The organism is Sphingomonas mucosissima (assembly GCF_002197665.1).
GTDB classification, from domain to species: domain Bacteria; phylum Pseudomonadota; class Alphaproteobacteria; order Sphingomonadales; family Sphingomonadaceae; genus Sphingomonas; species Sphingomonas mucosissima.
Genome location: NZ_NBBJ01000001.1, coordinates 52097 through 78819, shown reverse-complemented (window position 1 = coordinate 78819; position 26723 = coordinate 52097). Strand labels below are relative to the sequence as shown.

The 26723-nt window shown below is 66.2% G+C and carries 27 protein-coding genes; 13 read left to right on the top strand and 14 right to left on the bottom strand.

What is annotated here, in order from left to right:
• Positions 1-2 precede the first annotated feature (2 nt).
• Complete coding sequence (locus tag SPMU_RS00395; protein WP_088333061.1) at positions 3-785, bottom strand: division plane positioning ATPase MipZ; 783 nt, start codon at positions 783-785, stop codon at positions 3-5.
• An 80-nt stretch (positions 786-865) separates the two neighbouring features.
• Between SPMU_RS00395 and panC the strand changes: the two genes are divergently transcribed.
• Together panC and SPMU_RS00385 are read left to right on the top strand one after the other, a co-directional pair.
• Positions 866-1708 (top strand): pantoate--beta-alanine ligase, encoded by an 843-nt coding sequence (gene panC, locus SPMU_RS00390; RefSeq protein WP_088330833.1) that lies wholly within the window; start codon positions 866-868, stop codon positions 1706-1708.
• Between the two features lie 69 nt (positions 1709-1777).
• On the top strand, positions 1778-2074 hold the full coding sequence (locus tag SPMU_RS00385) for a hypothetical protein (protein WP_088330831.1): 297 nt from the start codon (positions 1778-1780) through the stop codon (positions 2072-2074).
• A gap of 58 nt (positions 2075-2132) precedes the next feature.
• On the opposite strand, the gene SPMU_RS00380 is transcribed toward SPMU_RS00385, so the two are convergent.
• Both SPMU_RS00380 and SPMU_RS00375 read right to left on the bottom strand, forming a co-directional pair.
• Positions 2133-2417 carry a hypothetical protein gene (locus SPMU_RS00380; RefSeq protein WP_088330829.1) on the bottom strand — a complete coding sequence of 95 codons (285 nt, stop codon included), beginning with the start codon at positions 2415-2417 and terminating at the stop codon, positions 2133-2135.
• Positions 2417-3397, bottom strand: a complete 981-nt coding sequence (locus SPMU_RS00375; RefSeq protein WP_245832637.1) for a glycerophosphodiester phosphodiesterase — start codon at positions 3395-3397, stop codon at positions 2417-2419. The genes SPMU_RS00380 and SPMU_RS00375 overlap by 1 nt, the downstream gene beginning before the upstream one ends.
• 99 nt (positions 3398-3496) lie before the next feature.
• On the opposite strand from SPMU_RS00375, the gene SPMU_RS00370 reads away from it, so the two are divergent.
• The 5 genes from SPMU_RS00370 to SPMU_RS00350 are packed head-to-tail and all read left to right on the top strand — an operon-like array spanning position 3497 to position 8667.
• Entirely contained in the window at positions 3497-4000 is a 504-nt protein-coding gene (locus SPMU_RS00370; protein WP_088330824.1) for a 2Fe-2S iron-sulfur cluster-binding protein, read from the top strand.
• Positions 3997-4971, top strand: coding sequence for an FAD binding domain-containing protein (locus SPMU_RS00365; RefSeq protein WP_088330821.1), 975 nt, complete (start codon positions 3997-3999; stop codon positions 4969-4971). The genes SPMU_RS00370 and SPMU_RS00365 overlap by 4 nt, the downstream gene beginning before the upstream one ends.
• Positions 4968-7172 (top strand): xanthine dehydrogenase family protein molybdopterin-binding subunit, encoded by a 2205-nt coding sequence (locus SPMU_RS00360; protein WP_088330819.1) that lies wholly within the window; start codon positions 4968-4970, stop codon positions 7170-7172. Before SPMU_RS00365 ends, SPMU_RS00360 begins: the two co-directional genes overlap by 4 nt.
• 3 nt (positions 7173-7175) lie before the next feature.
• A complete protein-coding gene (locus tag SPMU_RS00355) occupies positions 7176-8099 on the top strand; it encodes an XdhC family protein (RefSeq protein ID WP_088330817.1) in 924 nt (307 codons plus the stop codon).
• Positions 8086-8667, top strand: a complete 582-nt coding sequence (locus SPMU_RS00350; protein WP_088330815.1) for a nucleotidyltransferase family protein — start codon at positions 8086-8088, stop codon at positions 8665-8667. Before SPMU_RS00355 ends, SPMU_RS00350 begins: the two co-directional genes overlap by 14 nt.
• A 222-nt stretch (positions 8668-8889) precedes the next feature.
• Here SPMU_RS00350 and grxD read toward each other — a convergent pair whose 3' ends face one another.
• The 7 genes from grxD to SPMU_RS00315 all read right to left on the bottom strand — a co-directional run bounded on the left by grxD (position 8890) and on the right by SPMU_RS00315 (position 14591).
• Positions 8890-9216 (bottom strand): Grx4 family monothiol glutaredoxin, encoded by a 327-nt coding sequence (gene grxD / locus SPMU_RS00345; RefSeq protein ID WP_088330813.1) that lies wholly within the window; start codon positions 9214-9216, stop codon positions 8890-8892.
• 31 nt (positions 9217-9247) lie between these two features.
• Positions 9248-9481: a BolA family protein gene (locus SPMU_RS00340; RefSeq protein WP_046409109.1), complete on the bottom strand. Its 234-nt coding sequence runs from the start codon at positions 9479-9481 to the stop codon at positions 9248-9250.
• A 1-nt stretch (position 9482) separates the two neighbouring features.
• A complete protein-coding gene (locus tag SPMU_RS00335; protein ID WP_088330811.1) occupies positions 9483-9806 on the bottom strand; it encodes a DUF1476 domain-containing protein in 324 nt (107 codons plus the stop codon).
• A gap of 73 nt (positions 9807-9879) precedes the next feature.
• On the bottom strand, positions 9880-12066 hold the full coding sequence (locus tag SPMU_RS00330; protein WP_088330809.1) for a sodium-translocating pyrophosphatase: 2187 nt from the start codon (positions 12064-12066) through the stop codon (positions 9880-9882).
• Positions 12067-12260: 194 nt separating this feature from the next.
• Complete coding sequence (thiL, locus tag SPMU_RS00325; protein WP_088333060.1) at positions 12261-13151, bottom strand: thiamine-phosphate kinase; 891 nt, start codon at positions 13149-13151, stop codon at positions 12261-12263.
• A gap of 99 nt (positions 13152-13250) precedes the next feature.
• A complete protein-coding gene (locus SPMU_RS00320) occupies positions 13251-13865 on the bottom strand; it encodes a glutathione S-transferase family protein (RefSeq protein ID WP_088333059.1) in 615 nt (204 codons plus the stop codon).
• A gap of 90 nt (positions 13866-13955) precedes the next feature.
• Positions 13956-14591, bottom strand: a complete 636-nt coding sequence (locus SPMU_RS00315; RefSeq protein WP_088333058.1) for an MBL fold metallo-hydrolase — start codon at positions 14589-14591, stop codon at positions 13956-13958.
• A 180-nt stretch (positions 14592-14771) separates the two neighbouring features.
• Between SPMU_RS00315 and pabB the strand changes: the two genes are divergently transcribed.
• The 6 genes from pabB to SPMU_RS00290 all read left to right on the top strand — a co-directional run bounded on the left by pabB (position 14772) and on the right by SPMU_RS00290 (position 21011).
• A complete protein-coding gene (gene pabB, locus SPMU_RS00310; RefSeq protein WP_245832636.1) occupies positions 14772-16556 on the top strand; it encodes an aminodeoxychorismate synthase component I in 1785 nt (594 codons plus the stop codon).
• Positions 16557-16582: 26 nt separating this feature from the next.
• The gene (locus tag SPMU_RS00305; protein WP_088330807.1) at positions 16583-17782 is read left to right on the top strand and encodes a pyridoxal phosphate-dependent aminotransferase; all 1200 of its coding nucleotides are present in this window, start codon (positions 16583-16585) and stop codon (positions 17780-17782) included.
• A 203-nt stretch (positions 17783-17985) separates the two neighbouring features.
• Positions 17986-18117 (top strand): hypothetical protein, encoded by a 132-nt coding sequence (locus SPMU_RS17350; RefSeq protein WP_281250970.1) that lies wholly within the window; start codon positions 17986-17988, stop codon positions 18115-18117.
• Between the two features lie 148 nt (positions 18118-18265).
• The gene (locus SPMU_RS00300; RefSeq protein WP_088330805.1) at positions 18266-18940 is read left to right on the top strand and encodes a DUF1013 domain-containing protein; all 675 of its coding nucleotides are present in this window, start codon (positions 18266-18268) and stop codon (positions 18938-18940) included.
• 204 nt (positions 18941-19144) lie between these two features.
• Positions 19145-20233, top strand: coding sequence for an MBL fold metallo-hydrolase (locus tag SPMU_RS00295; RefSeq protein WP_088330803.1), 1089 nt, complete (start codon positions 19145-19147; stop codon positions 20231-20233).
• 88 nt (positions 20234-20321) lie between these two features.
• Positions 20322-21011, top strand: coding sequence for a TonB family protein (locus SPMU_RS00290; RefSeq protein WP_169715594.1), 690 nt, complete (start codon positions 20322-20324; stop codon positions 21009-21011).
• Between the two features lie 181 nt (positions 21012-21192).
• On the opposite strand, the gene purH is transcribed toward SPMU_RS00290, so the two are convergent.
• From purH to SPMU_RS00270, 4 genes are all read right to left on the bottom strand, one after another.
• The gene (gene purH / locus SPMU_RS00285) at positions 21193-22764 is read right to left on the bottom strand and encodes a bifunctional phosphoribosylaminoimidazolecarboxamide formyltransferase/IMP cyclohydrolase (protein WP_088330799.1); all 1572 of its coding nucleotides are present in this window, start codon (positions 22762-22764) and stop codon (positions 21193-21195) included.
• A gap of 135 nt (positions 22765-22899) precedes the next feature.
• Positions 22900-24636, bottom strand: a complete 1737-nt coding sequence (locus SPMU_RS00280; RefSeq protein WP_088330797.1) for a heparinase II/III family protein — start codon at positions 24634-24636, stop codon at positions 22900-22902.
• A complete protein-coding gene (gene rpe / locus SPMU_RS00275; protein ID WP_088330795.1) occupies positions 24633-25292 on the bottom strand; it encodes a ribulose-phosphate 3-epimerase in 660 nt (219 codons plus the stop codon). The genes SPMU_RS00280 and rpe overlap by 4 nt, the downstream gene beginning before the upstream one ends.
• Before the next feature lie 135 nt (positions 25293-25427).
• Positions 25428-26720 carry an RsmB/NOP family class I SAM-dependent RNA methyltransferase gene (locus tag SPMU_RS00270; RefSeq protein ID WP_088333056.1) on the bottom strand — a complete coding sequence of 431 codons (1293 nt, stop codon included), beginning with the start codon at positions 26718-26720 and terminating at the stop codon, positions 25428-25430.
• Between the last annotated feature and the right edge of the window lie 3 nt (positions 26721-26723).

Sequence of the window (26723 nt, the reverse complement as noted above, 5' to 3'; positions counted from 1 at the left end):
GATCACGCGACGTTCGGCAGTGCGGGCTCGGGCAGCGACAGCCCCGCCATCATCTCGCGCAATTCCTGCCGCGCCGCGACATGGCCCAGACCCATCGCGCCGAACTCCTTGGCATCCAGCATCGTCAGGCCGGAGGGAAACAATTCGCGATAGATCACGCGCTCGCCAAGCCCCGGGATGACACGAAAGCCGACCCGCTTCGACAATTGATCAAGCGCATCGGACACGCGCCGCATGTTGCGCGCCTCGATATGTTGCAGGCGGTTGCGCAGCACGACCCAATCGATCGTCGAGCCATCGGCCTTGGCGCGGGCCTTGCGCGCATCCCAGATCAGCTCGGAATAAAAGCTCGGGCGCGTCACCTTGAAGGTTTCGGGGTGCACCTGCCCGATCAGGTCGAAATCGACGAAGCTGTCGTTCATCGGCGTGACCAGCGTATCAGCGCGGGTGGCGGCTGCGCGGGCATAGGGATCATCGCGCCCAGGCGTGTCGATCACCAGGAAATCGGCGCCGTCCAGCATCTCCTGATAGGCTTGCTCGAAATCCTCATGGGCGGTCCGATAGCGCGGAATCGCCAGGTCAGAACCGGTGCGCCGTACCGATTCGGTACGATTGTCCAGGTATCGCCCCATCGTCCGCTGCCGATGATCGAGATCAAGGCAAGCAACGCGGGCGCCCCGTACGGCGAGCGCAATCGCGACGTGTACCGCCGTTGTCGACTTGCCCGTTCCGCCCTTTTCATTGGCGAAGACGATCACATGGGTATTGTCGGGACCGGTCGGCAAATCATCGCATCCTTTGTTGATCGCGTGCATCGATCCCCATAGATGCCCGCCGGTTACGTTTCGAGTGGAGTTTCGCCCGCGTGCAGACCGTCCGTGATTTGAGCGACCTGCGCGCGGCCGTGGCAGCGTTTCGCGCCGATGGCGCGCGCGTCGCCTTTGTGCCCACCATGGGCGCGCTCCACGCCGGGCACATCGCGCTGGTGGAAGCTGCCAAGCGCCCGGGCACAAAGGTGGTCGCCTCCATCTTCGTCAATCCCAAGCAGTTCGGCCCCAACGAGGATCTGGCCCGCTATCCCCGCCGGGAGGCCGCGGATTCGCGCATGCTGGTAGAGGCCGGCTGCGATCTCCTTTGGCTGCCGCCGGTCGAGGTCATGTATCCGGAAGGCTATGCGACCAACATCAGCGTCAGCGGCGTGACCGAGGGGCTGGATGGCGCGGCGCGCCCCGGCCATTTCGACGGTGTGGCCACCGTTGTCGCCAAATTGTTCAACCAGGTCGGTCCGGATGCCGCCTATTTTGGCGAAAAGGATTACCAGCAGTTGCAGGTGATCCGTCGGCTGGTGGCCGATCTGAACTTCCCGATCGAGATCGTGGGCGTGCCGACCCAGCGCGACGACGACGGTCTCGCCCTTTCATCGCGCAACATCTACCTCGATGAAGAAGAGCGCACGAAAGCAGTTGCCCTGCCCCGCGCACTGGGTGTCGCCGCCCGCGCCATTGCGCGCGGCACCCTGCCGGCCGACGTCATCGCCGAGGCGCAAAACAGCCTGGTCGCCGCTGGGTTCGCCGTGGACTATGTCGCCTTAGTGGACGCCGAAACCCTGGCGGAGGAGCCAGCCCCCGATCGCCCGCGGCGCTTGCTCGCCGCCGCCAAGATGGGTCAGACGCGGCTGATCGATAACATAGCAGTTACCCTGGATTAGCCATTAACCATTTGGTGAGGCGGTTCGTCGCACATTGTCCCTGGGGAACTTGGAACAGGGGCCATCGACATGGGAAATAGCCTGAAAAGCGCGCGGCTGCAGATCGAGAGCCGCCTGCCGGACGCGATGCGCGGCGACGGATATGCATGTTACGATCTGGGTGTGGCATATTCGACCGGCACGGATGGCGCCGATTACGATCTGATCGAAGCGCACAAGTGGTTCAACCTCGCGGCCGTGGCGGGCAACGCCGCCGCGCAGACGGCACGCGCGGAAATCGCGGACGACATGTCGGCACGCGAGATTGCGGCGGCACAGCGCGCGGCGCGCGCCATTCTCGCGACGAATCAGCGGCGCGCGGCCTAATCCCCCGCCGCCGGCCCGCCTCTTGCGGGCGCGCCAGGCGGGTTTCTCCGCCTAATGATCAGTTATCGTGGCTGGCGACATATCCGTCGTAGGAGCCACAATTCTGCGGATCCTTGCGGCAGCGCTTTTCCCAGTCGCGCCGTTCGCGACCTTCGCGCGCTTCCTTTTTGCGCATCTCGCGGCCGAAGTTGCGATCGGCTTCGTCCTGGCTGGTCGTTGTCCAATCAACCACCTGACCCGCGACCTTGAACGGCGCCGTTACGACGCTCGCCGCCGTGCGCACACATCCCCCGGCTACCAGGGGAAGCAGCGTCGCCGCCGAAATCACAAGCATCTTACGCATCACTTTGCTCCCCGCGCGGCATCACGCGTCCGCACGCCAATTAACGGAAAATCGGTGAAGAATCCGTCGATACCAAGGCGAAGGGCGGCCGAAATCTCGGCATCGAGTTCGCCATGCGTCCGCGGATCGGCGCCGTTCCGGTACGCAGGGGGCAGAAACTGGTTTTCCGCCCGATAGGTCCAGGGGTGAACGTGCAACCCCGCGGCATGCGCGTCTCGAACAATGCTCGTGGGTGATTCGCCCTGCCAAAGCATCGCCTTGTTCGGCCCGATGCCCCAGGCGTAGGCTGCCACGGTCTTCAGCCCTGCCGGAGTCACCATGTCGGCGTAGCTGCGCGCGCCGCCGTCCGCCGGTGCCCCCCCACCGTCGATCAATTGGATCAGGCGCACCTTGGTCATCGCCTTCAGCCGTTGCAGGTTTGCGACTTCAAAGGATTGGATAAAGACGGGTGCATCGGCGCCGTCCCAGCCCGCTTGCCGGAGGGCCGCCACCAGCGGCTCGTCCGTGCCTTTTCCGATTGAAGCAAAATAGGTCGGGTGCTTGGTTTCCGGATAGATCGCCACGCGGTGCCGTTTCGCAAGCGCGATCACTTCCGCCAGCGTCGGGATCGTTTCTTTCCCATCAAACGCGCGATTCTCTGGGCGAAGCAGCGCCAGCCGCTCCCGTGCCCGCAGCGTCTTCAATTCCCCCAGCGTGAAATCCTCGGTGAACCAACCCGTGACTTTTCGACCGTCGATCGTCTTTGTCGTGCGCCGTCCGGCGAATTCTGGATGATCGGCGACATCGGTGGTTTCGCTGATCTCATTCTCGTGCCTCGCCACCAGCACGCCATCGCGTGTCGGCACCAGATCGGGCTCGATCACGTCCGCACCCTGGGCGATCGCCAATTCATAGGCGGCGATGGTGTGTTCCGGCCGCTCACCGGAAGCGCCACGATGGGCGATGACGATTGGCGGCGAAAGGGACGGCACTGGCTGCATCTGACTACCCTGCCGCGACACGCATCCACCCGCCAGCACCATAACAAGAATTATTGCAGCATACTTGGATCGGACCGAGGAGTGGCGCATATTGCCCCCATGCGCTTCACCATCAACGGCAGCAAGCGCGAGGCCGATCCCGACATTCGTGCCTCGCTCCTCGACGTCCTCCGTGAGGAGTTCGCCCTGACGGGCACCAAGAAAGGCTGCGATCATGGCCAGTGCGGCGCCTGTACGGTGCTGGCTAACGGGCGGCGGATCAATGCGTGTCTCACATTGGCCGTGATGCACCAGGATGATGACATTGTGACGATCGAGGGGCTCGGCAGCGCTGACTCGCTCCATCCGATGCAGGCGGCATTCGTCCGACACGACGGCTATCAATGCGGTTACTGCACCCCGGGCCAGATCTGCTCCGCGGTCGGCATGCTCGATGAAGTGGCGAAGGGCTGGCCAAGCCATGTCAGCGACGATCTGTCCGCTCCCATGTTCGATGACGGCGAAATCAGCGAGCGCATGAGCGGCAACCTTTGCCGCTGCTCCGCTTATCCCAACATCGTTGACGCGATCCGCGACGTGCATGCGCAGGAGCAGAAGGCATGAAGTCCTTCAACTATGCCCGCGCCGACAGCCCGGAAGCGGCAGTGCGCGCCGGCGGCCGCTTCATCGCCGGCGGTACCAATCTGCTCGACCTGATGAAGCTGCAGGTCGAAACGCCGGAAAAGCTGGTCGACATCAGCCGGCTCGATCTGAACACGGTCGAGGAACAGGATGGCGGGCTGCTGATCGGCGCGCTCGTCCCCAACAGCGATCTCGCCGCCGACCCGCGCGTCATCGCAAACTATCCGGTCCTGAGCCGCGCGCTACTCGCCGGCGCCTCGGGCCAGTTGCGCAACAAGGCAACGACGGGCGGCAACCTTCTCCAGCGCACCCGCTGCTATTTCTTCTACGACACGCATGCGGCCTGCAACAAACGCGAACCCGGCAGCGGCTGCGACGCGCTCGGCGGGTTCAACCGCATCCACGCGATCCTCGGCACCAGCGAGCATTGCATCGCCACCCACCCCGGCGACATGCCCGTCGCGATGCGCGCGCTTGATGCGACGGTGGTGACGCTGAAGCCCGACGGCGATCGCCGCCGGATCCCACTCGGCGATTTCTACCGCCTGCCGGGCGACACGCCGCACATCGAGACGGTGTTGGAGTCGGGTGAGCTCATCACCCACGTCGCGCTCCCCGCGCCGCCGCCGGGCGCGCGGCAGCTTTACCGCAAGGTACGCGACCGCGCCTCCTATGCCTTTGCGCTCGTTTCCGTCGCAGGTGTGATCGCCGTCGAGAACGGCACGATCACCCACGCCGCGCTCGCCTTTGGCGGCCTCGCGCACCAGCCGTGGCGCGATCCCGCCGTTGAGGGGGCACTTGTTGGCAGGGCTCCCGAACAAGCCGCCTTCGATGCCGCTGCTGACGCTTTGCTCGTGGGCGCCCGCGGCTTCGGCCACAATGATTTCAAGATCCCGCTCGCCCGGCGCGTGCTCATCACCGCGCTGCGTGACCTGACGGGGGAGCCGGCATGAACGATCTCGCGATGGATGCACCGTACCGCCCGGCAGCGCTGGACCGCGCGCAGCAGGGCCTGCTCGGCAAGCCGATCGACCGCTACGAAGCACGCGAGAAGGTCAGCGGCGCGGCCCTCTATGCTTTCGAACAGGCACCGGAAAACACCGCCTATCTCGCGGTCGTCCAGTCCAGCATCGGCCGCGGGCGGGTAACGCGCGTGGATGCGATCGAGGCGGAGGCGGCGCCCGGCGTGATCGCCGTCATTCACGGCGATCCCCGCATGCCGACCGGCGAGGGCAACTCGCGCGCCATGTCCGCGATCGGCAAGGACGAAGTGTTCCACTATGGCCAAGGCGTCGCGATCGTTGTCGCGGAAACGCAGGAGGCCGCCCGCGCCGCCGCGCGCCTCGTCCAGGTCAGCTATGAGGAAACGCCCGGCCGCTTCGATGCCGCCGAGGTGGAGATCCAGCAGGACCACAAGCTCGGCTTCCTCCCGCCGGTCAATCGCGGCGACCTCGACACCGCGCTCGCCGCAGCCGAAGTGGTGGTCGACCGCACCTATACCACGCCGATCCACTTCCCCGCAGCGCTTGAGCCGCACGCGACACTCGCCTGGTGGGAGGGCGACAAGCTCACCGTGCGCACCAGCAACCAGGTGATCGGCGGCGCAAAGGGCACCATCGCCACCGCGCTTGGCATCGACAAGGATCGCGTGCGTGTGCTGGCCCCTTATGTGGGCGGGGGGTTCGGCGGAAAGACCGGCGTCGGCCCGGAAGTGATCTTCGCCGCCATCGCGGCGGAGAAGATCGGCCGCCCGGTCAAGGTCGCCCTCACCCGCCGACAGACCGCTTACATGGTCCACCACCGTTCGCCGACGACGCAGCGGCTGCGCCTCGGCGCCGACCATGAGGGGCGGATTAGCGCGATCGCGCACGAAAGCGTCGCTTATCAGAATGAGGACAGCGCTTTCCTGGAGCCGGTGCCCTTCGGCACGCTGCCGCTCTACGCCGGTGAGGCCCGCCGCTTCCGCACCGATCTTGCGCGCATCGACCTCCCCGCGACCGGCGCAGTGCGCGCGCCGGGCGAGGCGATCGGCACCTTTGCGGTCGAATGCGCGATGGACGAACTTGCCGAGGAGCTTGGCTTAGACCCGATCGAGCTACGCCGCCGCAACGAGCCCGCCAGGGATCCGACCACGGGCAAACGCTTCTCCACCCGCCGCCTGCTCGATTGCTACGACAACGGCGCACGCCGCTTCGGCTGGGATCAGCGGGCGGCGACGCCGGGCAGCCGACGCGAGGGCGAATGGCTGATCGGCATGGGCATGGCCGCGGCGCTCCGCGGCAATTTTACCGTCAATGCCGAGGCCGAGGTGATTCTGGGCGATGACGGCCGGGCCACGGTGCGCACCGACATGACCGATATCGGCACCGGCACTTACACGATCCTCGCGCAGACCGTGGGCGACATGCTTGGCCTGCCGATTGCGGCGATCGACGTGGTGATCGGCGACACCGACCTGCCACCCAGCGCGGGCTCGGGCGGCTCGTTCGGCGCGGGCAGCGCCTGCGCCGCCGCGGCTCTAGCATGCGAGGACATCCTCGCCGAACTCGGCCGCCGCATGAACGCCGCGCCGGAGGACATGCAGCTCAAGGACGGTGTCGTCACTGCCACCGACCGCAGCAGCCCGCTCGCCGATCTCGTCCGCGGCTCGCCGATCAGTGCCAAAGGCAAGACCTCACCGGGCAAGGAATCGCAGGCGACCAGCCAGGCGAGCCACGGCGCGCAATTCGCCGAGGTCGCGGTCAACGCCGTCACCGGCGAAGTGCGCGTGCGCCGCATGCTCGGCGTTTTCGACATCGGCCGCGTGCTCAACGAAAAGACCGCGAAGAACCAGATCATCGGCGGCATGGTCTGGGGCCTCGCCTATGCGCTGACCGAGGACGGCATCGTCGACCCACGCAACGGCCGCTTCGTGAACCCCGATTTTGGGGAATATCACGTGGCGGTGAATGCCGACGTGCCGCAGATCGAGGCCTATTTCATCGAGGAGATCGATGATTCAGCCAATCCCGTCGGCGCAAAGGGCGTCGGCGAGCTCGGCATTGCCGGCTCCGGCGCCGCGATCGTCAACGCGATCTACAATGCCACGGGCGTGCGCATCTACGACATGCCCGTGACGCTCGACAAACTCCTCCCCCATCTCCCACCGGTGTGATCCATGGCCGATAACGACAGCGTCCTTTCCGCGGCGAACTCGTGGAAGGGCGCCCGCATGGCGCTCGCCACGGTCGTCTCCACCTGGGGCTCGGCGCCCCGCCCGCGCGGCAGCCACATGCTGGTGCATGAGGACGGCCGCTTCGAAGGCTCGGTTTCAGGGGGCTGTGTCGAAGGCGACATCCTCGATACCGCCGCGCAGGTGATCGCCGGAGCGCCGTTCGCGGTGAAAAAATACGGCGTTGCCGATGCCAGCGCCTGGGAAGTCGGCCTGCCCTGCGGCGGCGAGATCAGCGTAATGGTGCAGCCGGTATCGGCCGAAGGCTTCGACCCCGAATTGTTCGACCGCATCGTGGAGGCGCGCGCGGACGGCCAGCCGCTTACCGTCACCACGGACCTCTCGACCGGCCACAGTGATCTGCGCCCCGTCGAGACGGGAGAGATCTTCGCCAACCGTTACGATCCGCCACGCCGCCTGATCGTCGTCGGCGCGGTACAGATCGCCCAGTCACTCGTCGGCCTCGCCCGCACGCTCGGGATCGAGACCGTCGTGGTCGATCCGCGTGGCCGGTTCCTCACCGAGGAACGCTTTCCCGATACGACGCTGGACGACCGCTGGCCCGACGAGGCGGTGGAAGCCTATAAGCCAGGCCCCTCGACCGCCGTGGTCACGCTCAGCCACGACACCAAGATCGACGATCCCGCGCTCGTCGCCGCACTTGCCGCCAACACCGGCTATGTCGGCGCGCTCGGTAGCCGCAAGAGCCATGCGGCGCGATTGCAGCGGCTGGCGGATGCCGGTGTCTCCGCTGAGAACCTGGCGCGAATCGACGGCCCCGTCGGGCTCGACATCGGCGCGATCGGCCCTGCTGAAATCGCCCTCTCCATCGCCGGGGCGATGGTGAAGGCGTTTCATGATCGCGGCTGAAGATACCATCTTCGTCCTGCTCGCCGCAGGCAGGTCAGCGCGCTTTACCAGTGACCAGAATAAGCTTGACGTGCCGGTCGACGGCGTGCCGCTCGGTCTGCACGTCGTACTGTCGCTGGGAGACCTGCCCTTCAGGCGGCGGGTGGCCATCGTCCGGCGGTGCCAGATCGATTACCCCGCACACGGCTTTCACGTCATCGAGAACAACGATTCGGTTGGGGACATGGCATCCTCGCTTCGGCTCGGCGTCACCTTTGCCCAGGATCAAGGCGCCGCGGCCGTTCTGATCGCGCTTGCCGACATGCCCTGCGTCACGGAGCGCCACATACGCCGGCTGCTCGATATGGCCATTGGAACAGATGCGATGGTCGCCTCATCCAGCGCCGGCGCGGCGCCGCGCCCGCCTGCTGTATTTGGCCGCCGCAGATTTGCGGCACTATTGTCGCTCAGCGGCGATCACGGTGCCCGCGACCTCATTCGCTCGGCGCAACAGGTGGAAGCGCCGGCAGCGGAACTGGTCGACATCGACACGCGCGAGGATCTTGCGGGGCTTGCATCGACGATCTGACCCGCAGCAGCACGAGCGGGGCACCAGAAGGTGTCGATGGAATTTACACATCACGCGAAGCGCGCGTGGCCGTTAACCCTTAAAGTCCGGCAAATCTGCGGCTTAGCGAAATTGGCACAAGCTGTGCTAATTACAGGTTATCGCGCAGAGATGCGCTTCAGTCGGGCGGGTGCGTCGCTTCTTCGATCTCGCGACGCCCCGCCCGCACCCGACTTTTCAGCCTCAGTCGGCCTTTGCCGTGTCCTTCAGGAGATCGGCCAACTCGCCGCTCTCGTACATTTCCATCATGATGTCCGAACCGCCGACGAATTCGCCGCCGACGTACAGCTGCGGGATGGTCGGCCAGTCCGAATAGGCCTTGATGCCCTGCCGGATGCCCTGATCCTGCAGCACGTCGACGCTCTCGAACTCGGTGTTCAGATGCTGGAGGATCGCCACTGCTCGGCTGGAAAAGCCGCATTGCGGAAACAGCGGGCTGCCCTTCATGAACAGCACGACGGGGTTGTTCTTCACCACCGCATCGATGCGGGCGTTGGTATCTTCGGTCATTGTCGATCCTCGCGTGGAAGCAGGCTGGCCGTTATTTCGGCACGCCAGTGGTCAACTGCAAGGCATGGAGCACGCCGCCCATGCGCCCACCCAGCGCGGCATACACCGCCTGATGCTGCTTCACCCGCGACATGCCGGCGAACGAAGCGGCCGTGACCCGCGCCGCATAATGATCGCCATCCCCGGCCAGGTCGGTAATCTCGACCTCGGCATCGGGGATGCCTTCGCGGATCAACGCCGCGATCTCGTCCGCCGCCATCGGCACCTTATTGTGCTTCCATCAGCTGGCGGCGCGCCTCGACCGTCTGCTCGTCCAGCGCCTTGCGGATGTCCGCCTCGGTCATGTCCACGCCGGCGGCCAACAGATCACCAAGCAGCTTGCGCACCACATCCGCGTCGCCCGCTTCTTCCAGGTCCGCATGGACCACCGTCTTGGCATAAGCGTCCGCTTCTTCCGGCGTCAGCTTCATCAGCTCCGCGGCCCACTGGCCGAGCAGGCGGTTGCGCCGGGCGATGATGCGGAACGCCATTTCCTCATCCCGCGCGAACTTGGTCTCAAAGGCGCGCTCGCGATCGTCAAAGGTCGTCATGGCTGCTGCATTGCTCCTGTTTGATCACGGGATAGGCAGCGCAGCGGCCCGACGCAATATCGCGAGCGGTTGCTTACCCCGCCCCCGTCCCTGCAAGCGCGGCCAGCAACAGCAGCGCGACTATGTTGGTGATCTTGATCATCGGGTTCACCGCCGGCCCTGCCGTGTCCTTGTAAGGATCACCGACAGTGTCGCCGGTCACCGCAGCCTTGTGCGCTTCCGATCCCTTGCCGCCGTGATTGCCGTCCTCGATATATTTCTTGGCATTGTCCCACGCGCCGCCGCCGCTCGTCATCGAAAGCGCCACGAACAGCCCCGACACGATCACGCCGAGCAGCATCGCGCCAAGCGCCGCAAAGCCCGAGGCCTGACCGTCCACCGCCGTCACGATGAAATAGAGCGCGATCGGCGAGAGTACCGGCAGCAGCGAGGGGATGATCATTTCCTTGATCGCCGCCCGCGTAACCAGATCAACGGTGCGGCCGTAATTGGGCCGGCTAGTCCCTTCCATGATCCCGGGATTGTTGCGGAACTGGTCACGCACTTCCTCGACGACCGCGCCCGCTGCACGACCAACCGCCGTCATGCCGAAGGCGCCGAAGAGATAAGGCAAGAGCGCGCCGAGCAGCAGCCCGACGATCACGTATGGGTTCGACAGGCTGAAATCGACGGCAATGTCCGGAAAATAGGTCTGCAGGTCAGTGGTGTAGGCGCCGAACAGCACCAGCGCGGCCAATCCCGCCGAACCGATGGCATAGCCCTTGGTGACGGCCTTGGTCGTGTTGCCTACTGCGTCCAGCGCATCGGTCTTGTGGCGAACCTCATCGTCCAGCCCGGCCATCTCGGCGATGCCCCCCGCATTGTCCGTGACGGGACCATAAGCGTCAAGCGCCACCACCATGCCGGCGAGCGCCAGCATCGACGTCGCGGCGAAGGCAATGCCGATGATCCCCGCCAGCTTGTACGCCGCGATCACAGCCACGACGATCACCAGCGTCGGCAGCGCGGTCGCCTCCAGGCTAATCGCCAGCCCTTGGATAACATTGGTGCCATGGCCGGTCTCGCTCGCCTTCGCGATCGACCGCACCGGGCGATAGTTGGTGCCGGTATAATATTCGGTGATCCACACGATCAGCCCCGTCACGGCGAGGCCGATCAGCATGCACCAGAACAGGTCCATGCCCGTAAAGGCGTCCGCACCCGGCGCGCCGGTGATCTCGGTGGCGGCAAGATCGCCCACACCACTGGTGACGCTGTCGGACGACGCATCAAGGAAGCCTGACGCCCCGATCGGGGCATTGAGGTCGCCCAATGTCATTAGGGTCGCGACATAGATCGCCGGGATCGCCAGCAGCGCCGAGGTCCAGAACCCCTTGTAGAGCGCGCCCATGATCGATCCCTTGGCCCCGATCCGCACCATATAGGTGCCGATGATCGAGGTGATGATGCACACCCCGCCGACGATCAGCGGCAGGCTCATCAGCTGCATCAGTTCTGCGGAGGACGCCTGGATCAGCAGCGCGATCGAAATCATCGTCACGCCCAGCGTCACCACATACGTCTCGAACAGGTCGGCGGCCATGCCCGCGCAGTCGCCGACGTTGTCGCCCACATTGTCGGCGATCACGGCGGGGTTGCGGGGATCATCCTCCGGGATACCCACCTCGACCTTGCCGACGAGGTCCGCGCCCACATCCGCCGCCTTGGTGAAGATGCCGCCGCCAAGACGCGCGAAGATCGAAATGAGCGACGCCCCGAACGCCAGTGCCGTCAGCGCCTCGATGATCGCGCGCGCGTTGGGCGCATAACCGGCCGGGCCCGTCAGGTACCAGAAGAACCCCGCGATCGCGAGCAGCCCCAGCCCTGCCACCAGCATGCCGGTCACCGCGCCGGAACGGAACGCCATCGTCAATCCGGCCTGCAAGGTGCTCCGCGCGGCTTCGGCGGTGCGCACATTGGCGCGCACGGAGATGTTCATGCCGACATAGCCGGCTACACCGGAAAGGATCGCGCCGATCAGGAACCCGATCGTCGATAACGTACCCAGAGTTGCGAACAGGATGATCGCGACAATGACGCCGACGATCGCAATGGTGGTATATTGCCGGCCAAGATACGCCTTGGCGCCCTCCTGGATGGCGGCGGCGATATCCTGCATCCGCTCGTTTCCTGGCGATGCGCGTAGAACTTGTTGGCTGGTGACGATGCCATAGACCACGGCCAGCAGGCCGCAGAGGATGGCGATATAGACCGTGGTCATCGCGTTCCTTCCCCTAACGTGGACCGGTCGACCCCGCCTTCGGGCGGTAACCGCCGGTCTCCTATGATTATCGTTCTGGAACGGGAGCCTACGCTTGCGGGGGGAAAGCGCAAGTATGGCTGTTAGCGATGTTTATTCGGCCGAAATCGTGGATGGGCGGCATGGTATCGGCCGCCACAAAGCGCGCCTGCCGATCAGGCGCGATGCTCGAAGCCCAGCCGCTCCGGCAGCGGCACCGGGTTGCTATGCCGCGTCAGCTGCAGGCCGGCACCTGCCGCAAAGGTGCCGATACAGGTGGCATGGCCGGTCGGCCGCTCGCCCGGCGGCAGCGCGCAGAGCAGCTGATAATCGTCACCGGCGGTTGCCGCAGCCAAGGGATCGTCTCCGGCATAGGCGCGATACGCGGCGGATAGGGGCACCGCATCAAGCGCGATCGTCACCGCCAGATTGCTCGCCGCCGCCATGCGCCATGCGTCGATGAGCAGCCCGTCCGACACATCCATCATCGCATGGGCGAGCGGCGCCAGGATGCGCCCTTCGGCAAGCCGTGGGCGCGGGCGGCGATAGGCGGCAAGCAAAGTCTCGGGCCCGCTGCCGGCCTGCGCCACGGCAAGGCCGGCACCGGCATCACCGATCGTCCCCGTCACCCACAGGCGATCGCCGGCCTGCGCACCGGCGCGCACCGGCGCCGCGGCATCGCGCCCGATCGCCGTGACGGTCAGCACGCGCGGGGCACCGGCCGGAAGCGACACCGTGTCGCCGCCGATCAGGGGACAATCGAATACGGCAAGACAGGCGTTGAGCCCCGCCAGAAAGGCGCGGTCCCACGTCCGGCCCGAAAGCGGATAATTGAGCAGCACGCCCTCGGGTACGGCGCCCTTGCCCGCCAGATCGGACAGGCTGACAGCAACCAGTTTCCACGCGACGTCGCCCGGGGGGTCGTCGGACAGGAAGTGGACGCCTTCCACCAACGTGTCGGTCGTGACGACGAAGCCGCCCACGCGCGCCGCATCGTCGCCCAATCCCAATGCGCCCGCGTGGAGCGGCAGGCGGCGCAAGGCGGCGATGAACTCCGCCTCGGTCATGCCGTCCTCGTTGCCCACCAGGGCCGTCGCGCCGATCACAGCGCCGAGCCGCAGGGCAGCGCGAGTCGCGCGCGCTGCCGAACTGATCGGCGCAGGCGCTTACGCATGGTAGCTTGCCCGCTCGGCGACCCGCGCGTGCCAGGCGCTGGCGCTTTCCCGATCGCGCATGGGATCCATGCCGATCAGCTTGGCGAAGTCGATGATGGTGACAGCCGCAATGTCGGCCATGGTGAAGCCATCGCCCATGACAAAGGCGCGGCCGTCCGAAAGCTCGTGGTCGAACCACTTCATGGCGCGCTCGAGCAGATCGCGGTTCGAGGCGCCGTAATCCTGATATTGCGTCAGCAGCGATGCGGTGGCCGGATGGGCGTGCCGCCAGAACATCTTGGTGGGCTCGCCGATCTGGATCTCGACCCGCCGGATCCACATGTCCACCAACGCCTGCTCCAGGGCCGTTCGCCCGAACAAGGTCGGCTCGCCACCGACCCCATCGAGATACCGGCAGATCGACACCGTTTCCGCGATCAGCGTGCCGTCGTCGAGCTCCAGCACCGGCACTTGGCCCAGTGGATTGCGGGCAAGATGCTCGGGTGACTTATGCTCGCCGCGCCGCAGGTCGAGCATCACCTCGTCAAGCTGCACGCCTTTCTCGGCCGCCGCCATGCGGACTCGGCGAGGGTTGGGAGCCGGCATCGGCGCGCTGAACAATCTCATGTCTGGCATCCCCTCTCCCATCCGGCAGGCACGCCGCCGCGATCCCACTCTTCGCCTCGTTATCCCTATGCCGTCGCTTGGCCCGGCTCGTCAGTCCTCCAGCGCCTGGTCGCTCACGAACATGTTCCACTGCCGCTCATGCGCAAAGGTGGAAGGCTTGCCGTGCCCGGGAATGAACGCGGTGTCATTGCCCAGCGGCCACAGCTTGGTGACGATCGAATTGACCAGCGTCTTGTGATTGCCCTGCGGCAAATCGGTGCGGCCGACCGAGCCCTGAAACAGGACGTCCCCCACCTGCGCGAACTTGGAGGGCGCATGGTGGAAGATCACATGCCCTGCCGTGTGCCCCGGTGTGTGATATACGTTGAGCGTAAGGTCACCCACCGTCACCGTGTCGCCGTCCTCCAGCCATCGGTCGGGCTCGAACGGCACGCCGCGAATGCCCCAGTTGCGCCCGTCATCGCCCAGCCGCGCCAGCCAGAAGCGATCCTCCTCCTGCGGCCCCTCGATTTGGACGCCCAGCTCGTCCGCGAGCGGCTTCGCCTCGCCGGCATGGTCGATATGCCCGTGCGTCAGCAGGATCTTCTCGATCGTGATGCCCGCCTGCGCGATCGCGGCCTTGATCTTGGGCAGGTCACCACCCGGATCGATCACGGCGCCTTTCTTGGTCTTGGTGCACCAGATGAGGGTGCAATTCTGCTCGATCGGCGTGACGGGCACGATCATCGCGCGCAGGGCGGGTTCGGTCGCGGCGTCAGTCACTGATCGGTTCCTTTGTTCAACTCGGGCGGCGCTGCCACGGCACCGGTCGCCGTGGCAGCGTCACCGCACGCCGGATGCTAGCGCGCGATCCGCCTCGGCGGCAAGGCGGGATGCTCGGGCTTGCCCCGCGGCTGATGGACAGGCATGGCGCTGCACATGCCGCTCGCCGAGCCTTTCGTGCTGCTTGACGATGCGCGCGCCCAGGGCGCGCCTGCCCGCCTGTACCAGGCTCCTGTCGCAATCGTGGAGGCCTCCTGCATCGCGGACGTGACGCCGGCGTTGGACCGGATCCGCACCGGCATTTCCGCAGGCTATCATGCCGCCGGGTTCCTCTCCTATGAGGCAGGCGCAGCGTTCGAGCCGCAGGCGGGTGAATATGCCGCCTCCCCCACGCCGCTGCTCTGGTTCGGCCTGTTCGACGAATGCCATGACGTGCGGTCCGTTCCCGCGCTGCTTCCCGCCGGCGAGGGCGCCTGGATCAGCGAGCCCGAGCCGCTGGTGTCGCGCCAGCAATACGACGCGATGCTGCGGGAAGTGCTCGATCTTGTCGCGGCCGGTGACATCTATCAGGCGAACCTTACCTTTCGCGCCACCGCTCGCTTCGTCGGTGATCCGCTCGCGCTCTATGCCGCAGTGCGCCAGCGCGCAGGGGCTGGCTGGGGCGCGATCGTGGAAACCGGCACGGACACGCTCTTGTCCTTTTCGCCTGAGCTGTTCTTCAGCCTGCAGGGCGGCGCCCTTCGCTGCCGGCCGATGAAGGGCACCGTTCGCCGCGATCCCGATGCCGTCCGCGATGCCGAATGTGCCCGCGCGCTGGCGACGGACGAGAAGCAATGCGCCGAGAACCTGATGATCGTGGACCTGATGCGCAACGACCTGTCGCGCGTCGCCGTCCCCGGCAGCGTCAAGGTGCCCCAACTGTTCGCCGTCGAGCCCTACCCCACAGTTCACCAGATGACGTCAACCGTCACGGCCAGGCTCCTGCCGGATGCAGATGCGGTTGACGTGCTCGCCGCCTTGTTTCCCTGCGGCTCGATCACCGGCGCGCCAAAGATCCGCGCGATGCAGGTGATCGGCAAGGTAGAGGAGACCCCGCGCGGCGCATACACCGGCGCGATCGGCCACTTGGCGCCGGATGGCGACGCCCAGTTCAACGTCGCGATCCGCACGCTGCACATCGCCCGTGGCAGCGACACCGCCACGCTCGGGCTGGGCGGCGGCATCGTTGCCGATAGCCGGGCCAACAGCGAGTGGGACGAAGCGCGCGCCAAGGGCGCTTTCCTCACTCATGGCCAGCGCGATCCGGACCTCATCGAGACCATGCGCTTCGATCCGGAAGCCGGCATCCTGCTGGTCGAGCGGCACCTGGCGCGCATCAAGGCGAGTGCCGCCACCTTCGGCTACGCCTTTGATCGCCATGAGGCGCGCAACGAATTGCAGGCCGCAACCTTTCGGCTGCGCAAACCCGCTCGAATCCGCCTGCTCGCCAGCCGCTTGGGTCGTCTCGCGATCGAAATCGCCCCGGCACCCGCCGCCTTCGACCACCCGCTGCGCGTCGCACTGGCGCCACTACCCTTTGCGCCATCCGATTATCGTCTGCGCCACAAGACCAGCAATCGCGCCTTTTACGGTGAGGCCCGGCGGGCGAGCGGCGCGGACGAAGTGCTCTTCGTGGAGCCCGGGGGCACCATCACCGAAGGCAGCTTTACCAATGTCTTCGTGGAAAGAGACGGGCGATTGCTGACGCCTCCGCTCGCCCGCGGGCTGCTGCCAGGCGTGCTCCGCGCCGAGCTGATCGAGAGCGGCCGCGCCGTGGAGCATGATTTGCGGCCGGATGATCTCGCGCACGGCTTTCTCCTCGGAAATGCGCTGCGCGGCCTGTTTCCCGCCGTTGTTGCGGTTGCGAAAGCGGGAAACCGGTCGCTATAGCCCGCGGCGCCGAAAGGAACCGTTTCATGAAGACCTCTGCCGCGCTTGATCGCATCAGCCCGTCGCCCACGCTGGCGATCACCACCAAGGTGCAGGAGCTGAAGCGCGCCGGTATTGACGTCATCGGCCTCGGCGCGGGCGAGCCTGATTTCGACACGCCCGATTTCGTGAAGGAAGCCGCGATCGAGGCGATCCGCCGCGGCGAGACCAAATATACCAATGTCGATGGCACGCCCGAGCTGAAGGACGCCGTCGTCGCCAAGTTCAAGCGCGACAACGGCCTCGATTACACGCCGGCACAGATCAGCGTGAATGTCGGCGGCAAGCACACGCTCTTCAACGCGCTCGTCGCGACGGTCGAGGCGGGCGACGAAGTGATCGTGCCAGCGCCCTATTGGGTCAGCTATCCCGATGTCGTGCAGTTCGCCGGCGGCACGCCGGTCGTCATCGCCGCCGGGCCGGAGCATGGCTACAAGCTGACGCCCGCGATGCTGGAGGCCGCGATCACGCCGCGCACCAAGTGGCTGATCCTGAATTCGCCCTCCAACCCGACCGGCGCGGCCTACACCGTCGCCGAGCTCAAGGCGCTGGGCGAGGTGCTCGAGCGCCACCCGCACGTGTGGATCTTCGCCGACGATATGTACGAGCATATCGTTTATGACGATTTCCAGTTCGCCACGATCGCCGAGGTCTGCCCCTCGCTCTACGAGCGTACGCTGACGGTAAACGGCTGCTCCAAGGCTTATGCCATGACCGGCTGGCGCATCGGGTTTGCCGGCGGCGCCACCTGGCTGATCAAGGCGATGGCCAAGCTCCAGTCGCAGTCGACCAGCAACCCCTGCTCGATCGCGCAGGCAGCGGCCGCCGCAGCGCTGAACGGCGACCAGTCCTTCCTTGCCGAGCGCAATGCCGCCTTCAAGACGCGCCGCGATCTGGTCGTCCGCATGCTGAACCACGTGGAGGGCATCACCTGCCCCACCCCTGAGGGCGCCTTTTACGTCTATCCCGAAGTCTCCGGCCTGATCGGCAAAACCACGCCCAAGGGGCAGACGATCGCGACCGACAGCGATTTCGTTGGCTATCTGCTGGAAGAAGCGCGCGTTGCCGCCGTGCAGGGCGTTGCCTTCGGCCTCTCGCCCGCCATGCGCATCAGCTACGCGACCAGCGAAGATATCCTGCGCGAGGCATGCACCCGCATCCAGCAGGCGTGCCTTGCACTGAAATAACCTCAGCGCGACGAAAAGGCGCGGGCGAACGCTCGCCTGCGTTCATGGTTCCAAGGTGGAAACGATTGCTTTCCACCTTGGCCATACAATGCCGCCCGCGCGCCCCTATATGCCGAACCGTCGATGAACAGCCGGCCAAGCCGCGGTTCAGGACGGGGCGGTTATTCCCGTCTCAACAGCAAACAGAGAATCAGAGCAATCCTATGACCCGCTTCCTCAAGTCCAGCTTCCTGTGGCAGTTTGCCGGCGGGTTCACGCTTGGGGCAATCGGCCTGCTGACCCTGACACCGGCCACCGATCCGGTCACGGGCGCGCCGATCGAGCAGGTGCGCTGATCACCGCCAGCATGCGGCGGAAATGACGACGGCGGCCGAAAGCGGACAGCGCTTGCCCTTGCCGCCCGAGCACATTAAGTCACGACAGGTTAAGCGGCCGCTCCGGTAAGGGGCGGCCCTATTTGTTTATACCGAAAGGCATTCACGCATGGCCCAGCCGCTCATGCCCCACGCGACCGCTTCCTGGCTGGTCGACAACACCTCGCTCACCTTTGAGCAGATCGCCGACTTCTGCGGCCTTCATGTTCTTGAGGTTCAGGCGATCGCTGATGACACGGCGGCAACCAAGCTGACCGGCCGCGATCCGGTCCGCGCGCACGAAGTGACCCAGGACGAGATCGACAAGGGTCAGGTCAATCCGGATTACCGCCTGAAGATGACCAAGGGTCCCGATCAGGTGCGCCGTACCAAGGGCCCGCGTTATACGCCGGTCTCCAAGCGTCAGGACAAGCCGGACGGCATCGCCTGGATCATCCGCAATCACCCGGAAATCAGCGACGGCGCGATCTCCAACCTGATCGGCACCACGCGCACGACGATTGCGGCGATCCGTGACCGGACGCACTGGAACATCGGCAACATCACGCCGAAGGATCCGGTGACGCTCGGCCTGACGACGCAGCGCGAGCTGGACGCTGCCGTCTCCAAGGCCGCCAAGTCCGCCGGCACCGAGCCGCAGCCGACCGACACGCGCCTCGACGGCGATCGCGCTGCCCTCATCGAGCAGCTGCGGGCCGAGCGCGAGCAGGCGTCGCGCGATGCCGAACTCGCTGGCAACGAGGGCGAGGCGCGCCCGTTGTTCGACGATCCCTTCCGCCGCTGATCGGCGAACGACGCGCCCTCTTTCGTCACCCCGGCCTTGTGCCGGGGTCCAGGCTTTTCGCGAACTCGCCGGGGCGGAGGGTGCGGCATGCTGGATGACGGTACAGGCCCGGCATGACGAACAGGCCCGATCAAACTCGCTGCTTACGATCTGCAGCCGAATAGCACTCGACGTAACGATTGTTATGCTGATAGCGTCCGCCGCATGGCGACGGCATATCTACGCACGCTGATCGGGGACGAAGGGCTGACGCCTACCAGCTCCGCCGGTCTGACCTTCCCTTTCGGTGATCGCGGCCCGCAGCCGGGCGAGCTGCTCAGCCTCATGGATGGCATCCGCTGGTGGCGCGTGCCGATGTCGGGGCCATTGAAGCATGTGAATGGCCTCATCCTCGATGACGGCCCCGATCTCCTCGCCATCGACACCGGCACCGCCAGCCCGCGCTGCACGGAGGCGTGGCGCACGATCCTCGACGGCCCGCTCGCCGGCGACCGGATCGGCCGCATCCTGTGCACGCACATGCACCCCGATCACGTCGGCCTCGCCGGCTGGCTCTCGCGCAAATTCGATGACGCCGCGATCGTGATGACGCGCACCGAATGGCTGATGGTCCGCATGCTCTCCGCCGATGCGCAGCCCGAAGTGCCCGAGGAACAGATCGCCTTCTGGCAGGGCGCCGGTTGGGACGAGGAGCAAATGGCGCATGGCAAGGCGCGCGGCTGGTCCAGCTTCGGCAAGGCGATCTCGCGGATGCCGGTCTGCTACACCCGCATCCAGGACGGCGACGTCATGCGCATCGGTGGCAGCGACTGGCATGTCGTCACCGGCAGCGGGCACAGCCCCGAGCACGCCTGCCTCGTCGATTACGACCGCCGCGTGCTGGTCGCGGGCGATCAGGTGCTGCCCAAGATCAGCTCCAACGTCTCCATGCACGTCAGCCAGACCAACGAGGACCCGCTGGGCGACTGGCTGCGCTCGATAGAGCGGTTCAAGCAATTGCCCGACGACCTACTCGTCCTGCCCGGTCACGGCGATCCCTTCTACGGCCTCCACACCCGCCTCGACGCGCTGCGCGACGAGCATCTCGACCGCCTCGACGCGATCGTCGACCTGATGGCCGCCGGCCCGGTCAGCGCGACCGACTGCTTCAAGGTCCTCTTCCGCCGCCCGATCGGCCTCGACGTCATCGGCATGGCGACCGGCGAAGCACTCGCCCACCTGCGCCGCCTGGAGCTCGAAGGCCGCGCGGTGCGCGAGGAGCGCGATGGCGTCTGGTGGTTCGCGCGGGTTTAGCCTCCAGAGCCCCTGTCAAGCATAGCTCAACCTCGCGGATATCACGTCAATGCACTTGGAACCGCGCCCCGAAGTGAGCCTAGAACGAATGAGTAACGTCAACCAGATCTCGGCACCAACGCTCCTGAAAATGCTCGGCGGCCTCTGTCTTGGAGTCTTGGCCACCCCGGCGTTTACGCAACAATCTGCGCCGAATGATCTTAGTGCTGGACCCAAAGCAATCCAGCCGGGAAGTTGGGTCAAAGCGGGCGACTACCCGAAAGAAGCTTGGAATAAAGACCAGTCGGGAACGGTGAAGTTTGCTTTGACTATAGATGTCCAAGGCGCAGTTTCGCGTTGCGACATTCTTGTTTCCAGCGGTGCACCGTCGCTCGATCAGCAAGCATGCGCATTGATGCACCGCAACGGACGGTTCAAACCAGCACTTGATGCTGCCGGTCTTCCGATACCGAGTGAGATCACACGTCTGATCGCTTGGAATACGAACCGCAAGGCAGATATAAAGTACGATGCCGTTGTTTCGGTAAAAAGCCTGCCTTCCGACAGGAAATCAGCAGATCTTGCTGTTCGCCAGATAGTTACAGCGGGCAACAGAGTCGAAAGCTGCGCATTGGAGAAGCCGAGCAAGGAACCCAGCCTTGATCTTCAAGCTTGCAAAATCGCCTCCCAAGTCCTCGCGCCACGTAGCCTCCGTGCGGCTGATGGCTCACCCATTCGCGGACTTAGGATTTCTGACTTGGTTCTGATTGTTGGCGGAACCGGCGAGGGAGAGAGCTAGACCCGGCCGCTGCTCGGGCGAGATAAGCGGCCATGGTCTACGTTCCTCAACGCGCCTCCCCGACGAAAGTCGGACCCCAGTTAGGAACGCTCTTGTGACAAGTGCTTTGCTCTCCAGCTTTATCGCGCAACTGGATCCCGGCTTTCGCCGGGAACGCAAAGCAATCTGATCGGATCGCCCATTAGTGGCGGAAGTGCCGCATGCCGGTGAACACCATCGCCAGCCCCGCCTCGTCGGCCGCCGCGATCACCTCGGCATCACGGATCGAGCCGCCCGGCTGGATCACCGCCGTGGCGCCAGCCTCCACCGCCGCCAGCAGCCCGTCGGCGAACGGGAAGAACGCATCCGAGGCCACTGCCGAGCCGATCGTGCGCGGGGTCGTCCAGCCCGCCTTGTCTGCGGCATCCTTCGCCTTCCACGCCGCGATACGGGCCGATTCCAGCCGGTTCATCTGCCCCGCGCCGACGCCCGCCGTGCTGCCGTCCTTGGCATAAACGATCGCGTTCGACTTGACGTGCTTCGCCACCGTCCAGGCGAAGCGGCAGTCGGCCAGTTCCTGCGGCGTCGGCTGGCGCTTGGTCACCACCTTCAGCATGTCGTCGGTCAGCACGCCATTGTCGCGTGACTGTACCAGCCAGCCGCCCGCGATCGTCTTCGCGGTCAGGCCGCCGCGCGCCGCATCGGGCAGGCTGCCGGTCAGCAGCAGGCGCAGGTTCTTCTTCGCCGCGAACAGCGCGATCGCTTCCTCGTCGGCGTCGGGCGCCACCACCACTTCGGTGAAGATGCCCGTGATCGCCTTGGCCGTCGCTGCGTCGAGCGTGCGATTGAGCGCGATGATCCCGCCGAACGCCGACACGGTGTCGCACGCGAACGCCGCCTCATACGCCTCGGCCAGCGTCGTGCCGGTCGCGACGCCGCACGGATTGGCGTGCTTTACGATCACGCAGGTCGGGTCGGCCGCCCGGAACTCGCTCACCAGCTCTAGCGCCGCGTCGGCATCGTTCAGATTGTTGTAGCTCAGTTCCTTGCCCTGGACCTGCCGCGCCTGGCCGATGCCGGGAGTCGAGGGGCCAGCATGGCGATAGAAGGCCGCCTGCTGGTGCGGGTTCTCGCCATAGCGAAGCACGGTCGGCGCCTCGAGCGTGAAGGGCAAGGTCGCCGGGAATTGCTCGTTCTGGTCGGAGAGGCCGAACCAGCTTGCGATCATGCCGTCATAGGTCGCGGTCGCGGCAAAGGCCTTGGCCGCCAGCCGCTTGCGCTCGTCCAGGTTCGTTTCGCCGCGCGCGACGATCGCGTAGTCGGCGGGATCGGTGACGATCGCGACATAGGCATGGTTCTTCGCGGCCGAGCGCACCATGCTGGGGCCGCCGATGTCGATATTCTCGATCACCTCGGGGCGGTCCGCGCCCTTCGCCACCGTCTGCGCGAAGGGATAAAGGTTCACGACCACCAGATCGATCGCGCCGATCCCATGCTCCTCCATCGCGGCGGTATGCGCGGCATCGTCACGCACCGCGAGCAGCCCGCCGTGGACCATCGGGTGCAGCGTCTTGACTCGCCCATCCATCATCTCGGGAAAGCCCGTGAGGTCCGACACGTCGCGCACGTCCAGCCCCGCCTCGCGCAGCGCCTTGGCCGTGCCGCCGGTGGAGACGAGCTCGACACCCTGATCGGCCAGCGTGCGGGCAAGGTCGACGATCCCTGTCTTGTCGGAAACGGAAAGCAGCGCGCGGCGGATGGTGATGGCGGTCATGATTATCCTGCTGCCCTTCGCTTGGCGAAAGGAAGGGCTGGTGGGTGGAGATCAGGTGACACACCACCGGCGGGCCGGGCATGTCACGGGCACGCGGCTCCCCTACCCGCTCGTTTGCCGCGAGGGGAGCCCGAATCAGCGCGCGCGCTTCAGCGCCCAGCCCACATTGGTGCCGCCCGCCTCGGCGGTGCCGCCAATCACCAGCTGCTGCGTGGCGATCGGCCGCCCCTCGCCATCGATCCACAGGCTGTCGTCGATGGTCAGCGATCCGCCGCGCGTCCGGAATTGCCACATCGCGCCCCCCGGCACGCGCAGCACGGCGCCCAGACCGTCTGCGGTCGGCGACGCTTCCACCCCTTGTCCCAAGTGGAAACGGATCGCGAAGGACAGGGCGCCGGGCCGGCGATTGCGCCCCTTGGGCAGCAGCACGTCTTCGCCGCGCAGTTCCTTGCCGTCGCCCGTCAGGATCAGCTGGCGGCGATGGACGAAGCCGTGGCGGCGCACATAGCCGTCGTGGCTTGCCTCGATGCGGCTGGCGTTTTCCGATTCCTGCCGCGTCAGCTCCACCTCCGCCACGCCGCGCCCCAACGTGCCGTCGGGGTGAACCGCCGTGGAATTGGTGTCCGCCAGCGTCAGCGTGGAATGCGCAGCGGTCGTGCGCAGCCCTTCCACCAGCGCGCGCGGCAGCGTCGGCAGCGCCGCGCGTGCGCCGCCGCAATTCACCACGATCCGCGCCGGCCCGTCCGACAGCTCAAACGCCAGGGTGGAAGCGCAGCCCCCTTCCACCACGCGCGCGATCGGCGGCGGCGCTGCATCGACCAGGAGCACAGTGCTGCCCGCCGTCAGCCGCTGATAGCCCCAGTCGCGCGCCTGCCGGAGCGGCCGCGCGCGCACGCCGCTCGCGTCGATCACCTGCGCCACCCGCTCAGCCGGGACGGGCCCGCCGCCCTGCCAGCTCGCCAGCCCGCGATCGGCGTGGCACGTGCCGAGCAACGCCGGCACCATCCGCGCCAGCGCGCCTTGCGCGAATTCGGGCAAATCCTGCCGCCGCGCGGCGTAACTTTCGCGCAGGGTGGTTAAGAGGCCGATCATCTCCAGAAGTGCCTCGGGCGAACGACTGACGAGGCCGCCATCAGGCCAAAGTGCCCCGTCGAGTGCTCTGGCAAGGCCGGCTTCGCCGAAGCTTTTGCGCGGATCGCCGCCCGGGATCAGCAGCCCGGCCGCGATCACCCCGCACCATGCCGCCACCCGGTGCGGGCCGGGCGGCGCCTTGTCCGCGCTGCTGTCCAGATGCCGCGCGCCGCGCGCCAGCGCGTTCAACACCTTGGAACGATAAACCAGATCGGTGGAGGAGAGGATCAGCGGCGCATGCGCCGTCCAGAACAGGATGCGGCGCCCCCACAGGTCCGGGCGCCAGGCCAGCGCCGTCACCCGCTCGGCGTGCGCGGCGAGCCACCGCTCCATCAGATCCTCGGCAATCGGCGCCCCCTGCGCCCGCGTCGCCACGCTCGACAGATCGCGAAGCCACGCAAAACTATGAAGAAATTCGGCAAAGGGCGCGGACGGTGAGAAGCTCCGCAGGTCCAATCCGGCAACGGCATGGCTTTCCCCGCGAAACAGAAGCTGCCCTTCCAGCAGCGCCCGCCCGCGCGCCACGTCACCAAAGAGCGGGTCATCGGGAACGGCAATCAGCTTCAGCGGATACCGCCCCTTCAGCCGAAAACCGTGGATCGGGGTGCGCCAGGTCAGTCGATGAAAGCGGTCGGCAAGGCGTTCGGCGAGCGACAATCCCTTGTCGCCGCCCACGCGCACCAGCCGCTTGCCTTCGTCGATCCCGTCGGCGGTGGGAAGATCGCCGGCGCGTTCGCTCATGCGCCCCTTAACGCACGGATGTTGGCCGCATAAGCATCCGGTCCGCCCCGGAATGTGGCGGTGCCGGCGACCAAAGCATCGGCACCGGCATCGATCGCCAGGCGCGCGGTGCGAACGTCGATCCCGCCATCCACCTGCAAGTCGATGTCACGCTCGGTGGCGTCGATCATCTTGCGGATCGCAGCGATCTTGCGCAGCTGGCTGTCGATGAAGCTCTGCCCGCCAAATCCGGGATTCACGCTCATCACCAGCACCAGATCGACCATGTCGATGATGTAATCGAGCATCTTGGCCGGCGTCGCCGGGTTCAGCACCACGCCTGCGCGCTTGCCCAGCGACTTGATATGCTGGAGCGAGCGGTGGATGTGTGGCCCGGCCTCGGGATGGACCGTGATCGTGTCGGCACCGGCCTCTGCGAAGGCGTCGAGATACACGTCGATGGGCGAGATCATCAGATGCACGTCGAACGGCTTCGCCGTATGCGGCCGGAGGGCCTTCACGACGGCCGGCCCGATCGTGATGTTGGGCACGAAATGGCCATCCATCACATCGATGTGGATCCAATCGGCGCCGGCCGCGTCGATCGCGCGCACCTCCTCGCCCAATCTGGCAAAATCGGCGGAAAGGATCGACGGGGCGATACGGACTGGCTTCAACGGTTCACTCGCTCAAAGCCCATTCGTTCTGCCTTGTCGGAACGCCGCTTTCCGCAACAGATGCGGAAGGCGACACGTCCGATCATCGCAACCCGAACGGTGGGGACAACAAGAAATCCTTAACGCCCGATCCGCTCAGGCGGAAGCACGCACGAGCCGTGCAATGAAAAAGCCGTCGCAGCCGCCAACATCGGCAAGCGTGCCCGGAAGCGTGCGGACGTAACCATCACTGTTCGCCTCAATACCGGTCGGCAACTCGCCCGCCTTTGGCGGGACAACCGCATAGTCGGGATTATCCGCCAGGAAGCGCTTCATCTGCTCTTCCCCTTCCTCGGGCTCGAGCGAACAGGTGGCGTAAACCAGGCATCCGCCGGGGCGCACCCAAGCAGCGGCGCGATCGAGCAAGCGCGCCTGCAGCGCCGCCATTTCCTTGATGAGTCCGGCATGGGCGCGGTACAGCACCTCCGGGTGGCGCCGGAAAATGCCGGTGGCGCTGCACGGGGCGTCGAGCAGCAAGGCGTCCATCGGTTCAGACGGGGACCAGTCCAGCGCGTCGGCGATCACAACGGTGGCGGGCAAGCGCGTCCGAGCAAGGTTCTCATGCAAGCGTGCCGCACGCGACGGCGCGATTTCCAGCGCCGTGACATCCCATCCAGCGGCGGCAAGCTGCATCGTCTTGCCACCCGGCGCAGCGCACAGATCGAGCGCCCTGCCCGGCCCTCTTCCGATCAGCCGCGCCGGCAGCGACGCAGCGATGTCCTGCACCCACCAGGCGCCTTCGGCATAGCCGTTCAGCTGCGTGACGGGTGCGGCATCAACCAGCCGTCGGTGATCCGGCGCCAGGCTGACGCCCTCCGGAGCGGCGGCAGCGGGGCTGGCGAGCGTCAGGTCAAGCGGCGGCGGGGCGGCAATGGCGGCAGCCCCGGCGGCGACCACCGCGTCGCCCCAGTTCGCCCGCCACCGCTCCGCAACTGCTAGGGGGAGCGACGGAACCTCGGGAAGAACGGCACCGGCACGGGTCAATGCGCCGAACACACCATGGACCAGCTTGCGCGGCCCGCCATCGACGAGCGGCAGCACGGTGGCGATGGCGGCATGCGGCGGCGTGCCGAGGGCCAGCGTCTGGACCAGCGCGACCCGAAGCGCCGTCCGCGCCTTGGCATCCTCTGGAAGCGGCTGGCGCGTCGCCGAATCGATCAGCGCATCCAGATCGGGCAACCGACGCAGCGCCTCGGCCGCAATCGCATGGGCAAGGCCGCGATCCGCACCCTCCAGCCCGCGCGTTGCCGCCGGCAGGGCCGCTTCCAGGGGATCGCCGCGGCGTAGAACCGCGTCGAGAAGGCGCAGTGCAGCGCGGCGGGCAGCCGTACCGGGCGGGTCCGCTGGTCGGCGTTTCGGTGCAGCATGGGGCTTGGCGGAAGGAAGCATCGG

Excerpts from the sequence above, each read along its gene's own strand:
- SPMU_RS00320 (WP_088333059.1), bottom strand. The coding sequence starts at position 13,865 with ATGAGATTGTTCAGCGCGCCGATGCCGGCTCCCAACCCTCGCCGAGTC.
- SPMU_RS00335 (WP_088330811.1), bottom strand. The coding sequence starts at position 9,806 with ATGACGACCTTTGACGATCGCGAGCGCGCCTTTGAGACCAAGTTCGCG.
- SPMU_RS00295 (WP_088330803.1), top strand. The coding sequence starts at position 19,145 with ATGGCGACGGCATATCTACGCACGCTGATCGGGGACGAAGGGCTGACG.
- SPMU_RS00350 (WP_088330815.1), top strand. The coding sequence starts at position 8,086 with ATGATCGCGGCTGAAGATACCATCTTCGTCCTGCTCGCCGCAGGCAGG.
- SPMU_RS00280 (WP_088330797.1), bottom strand. The coding sequence starts at position 24,636 with ATGAGCGAACGCGCCGGCGATCTTCCCACCGCCGACGGGATCGACGAA.
- SPMU_RS00365 (WP_088330821.1), top strand. The coding sequence starts at position 3,997 with ATGAAGTCCTTCAACTATGCCCGCGCCGACAGCCCGGAAGCGGCAGTG.
- SPMU_RS00305 (WP_088330807.1), top strand. The coding sequence starts at position 16,583 with ATGAAGACCTCTGCCGCGCTTGATCGCATCAGCCCGTCGCCCACGCTG.
- SPMU_RS00360 (WP_088330819.1), top strand. The coding sequence starts at position 4,968 with ATGAACGATCTCGCGATGGATGCACCGTACCGCCCGGCAGCGCTGGAC.
- SPMU_RS00300 (WP_088330805.1), top strand. The coding sequence starts at position 18,266 with ATGGCCCAGCCGCTCATGCCCCACGCGACCGCTTCCTGGCTGGTCGAC.
- SPMU_RS00375 (WP_245832637.1), bottom strand. The coding sequence starts at position 3,397 with ATGCAGCCAGTGCCGTCCCTTTCGCCGCCAATCGTCATCGCCCATCGT.
- SPMU_RS17350 (WP_281250970.1), top strand. The coding sequence starts at position 17,986 with ATGACCCGCTTCCTCAAGTCCAGCTTCCTGTGGCAGTTTGCCGGCGGG.
- pabB (WP_245832636.1), top strand. The coding sequence starts at position 14,772 with ATGGCGCTGCACATGCCGCTCGCCGAGCCTTTCGTGCTGCTTGACGAT.
- SPMU_RS00290 (WP_169715594.1), top strand. The coding sequence starts at position 20,322 with ATGAGTAACGTCAACCAGATCTCGGCACCAACGCTCCTGAAAATGCTC.
- SPMU_RS00355 (WP_088330817.1), top strand. The coding sequence starts at position 7,176 with ATGGCCGATAACGACAGCGTCCTTTCCGCGGCGAACTCGTGGAAGGGC.
- grxD (WP_088330813.1), bottom strand. The coding sequence starts at position 9,216 with ATGACCGAAGATACCAACGCCCGCATCGATGCGGTGGTGAAGAACAAC.
- purH (WP_088330799.1), bottom strand. The coding sequence starts at position 22,764 with ATGACCGCCATCACCATCCGCCGCGCGCTGCTTTCCGTTTCCGACAAG.
- SPMU_RS00330 (WP_088330809.1), bottom strand. The coding sequence starts at position 12,066 with ATGACCACGGTCTATATCGCCATCCTCTGCGGCCTGCTGGCCGTGGTC.
- SPMU_RS00385 (WP_088330831.1), top strand. The coding sequence starts at position 1,778 with ATGGGAAATAGCCTGAAAAGCGCGCGGCTGCAGATCGAGAGCCGCCTG.
- thiL (WP_088333060.1), bottom strand. The coding sequence starts at position 13,151 with ATGACCGAGGCGGAGTTCATCGCCGCCTTGCGCCGCCTGCCGCTCCAC.
- SPMU_RS00270 (WP_088333056.1), bottom strand. The coding sequence starts at position 26,720 with ATGCTTCCTTCCGCCAAGCCCCATGCTGCACCGAAACGCCGACCAGCG.
- SPMU_RS00370 (WP_088330824.1), top strand. The coding sequence starts at position 3,497 with ATGCGCTTCACCATCAACGGCAGCAAGCGCGAGGCCGATCCCGACATT.
- SPMU_RS00380 (WP_088330829.1), bottom strand. The coding sequence starts at position 2,417 with ATGCGTAAGATGCTTGTGATTTCGGCGGCGACGCTGCTTCCCCTGGTA.
- SPMU_RS00315 (WP_088333058.1), bottom strand. The coding sequence starts at position 14,591 with ATGATCGTGCCCGTCACGCCGATCGAGCAGAATTGCACCCTCATCTGG.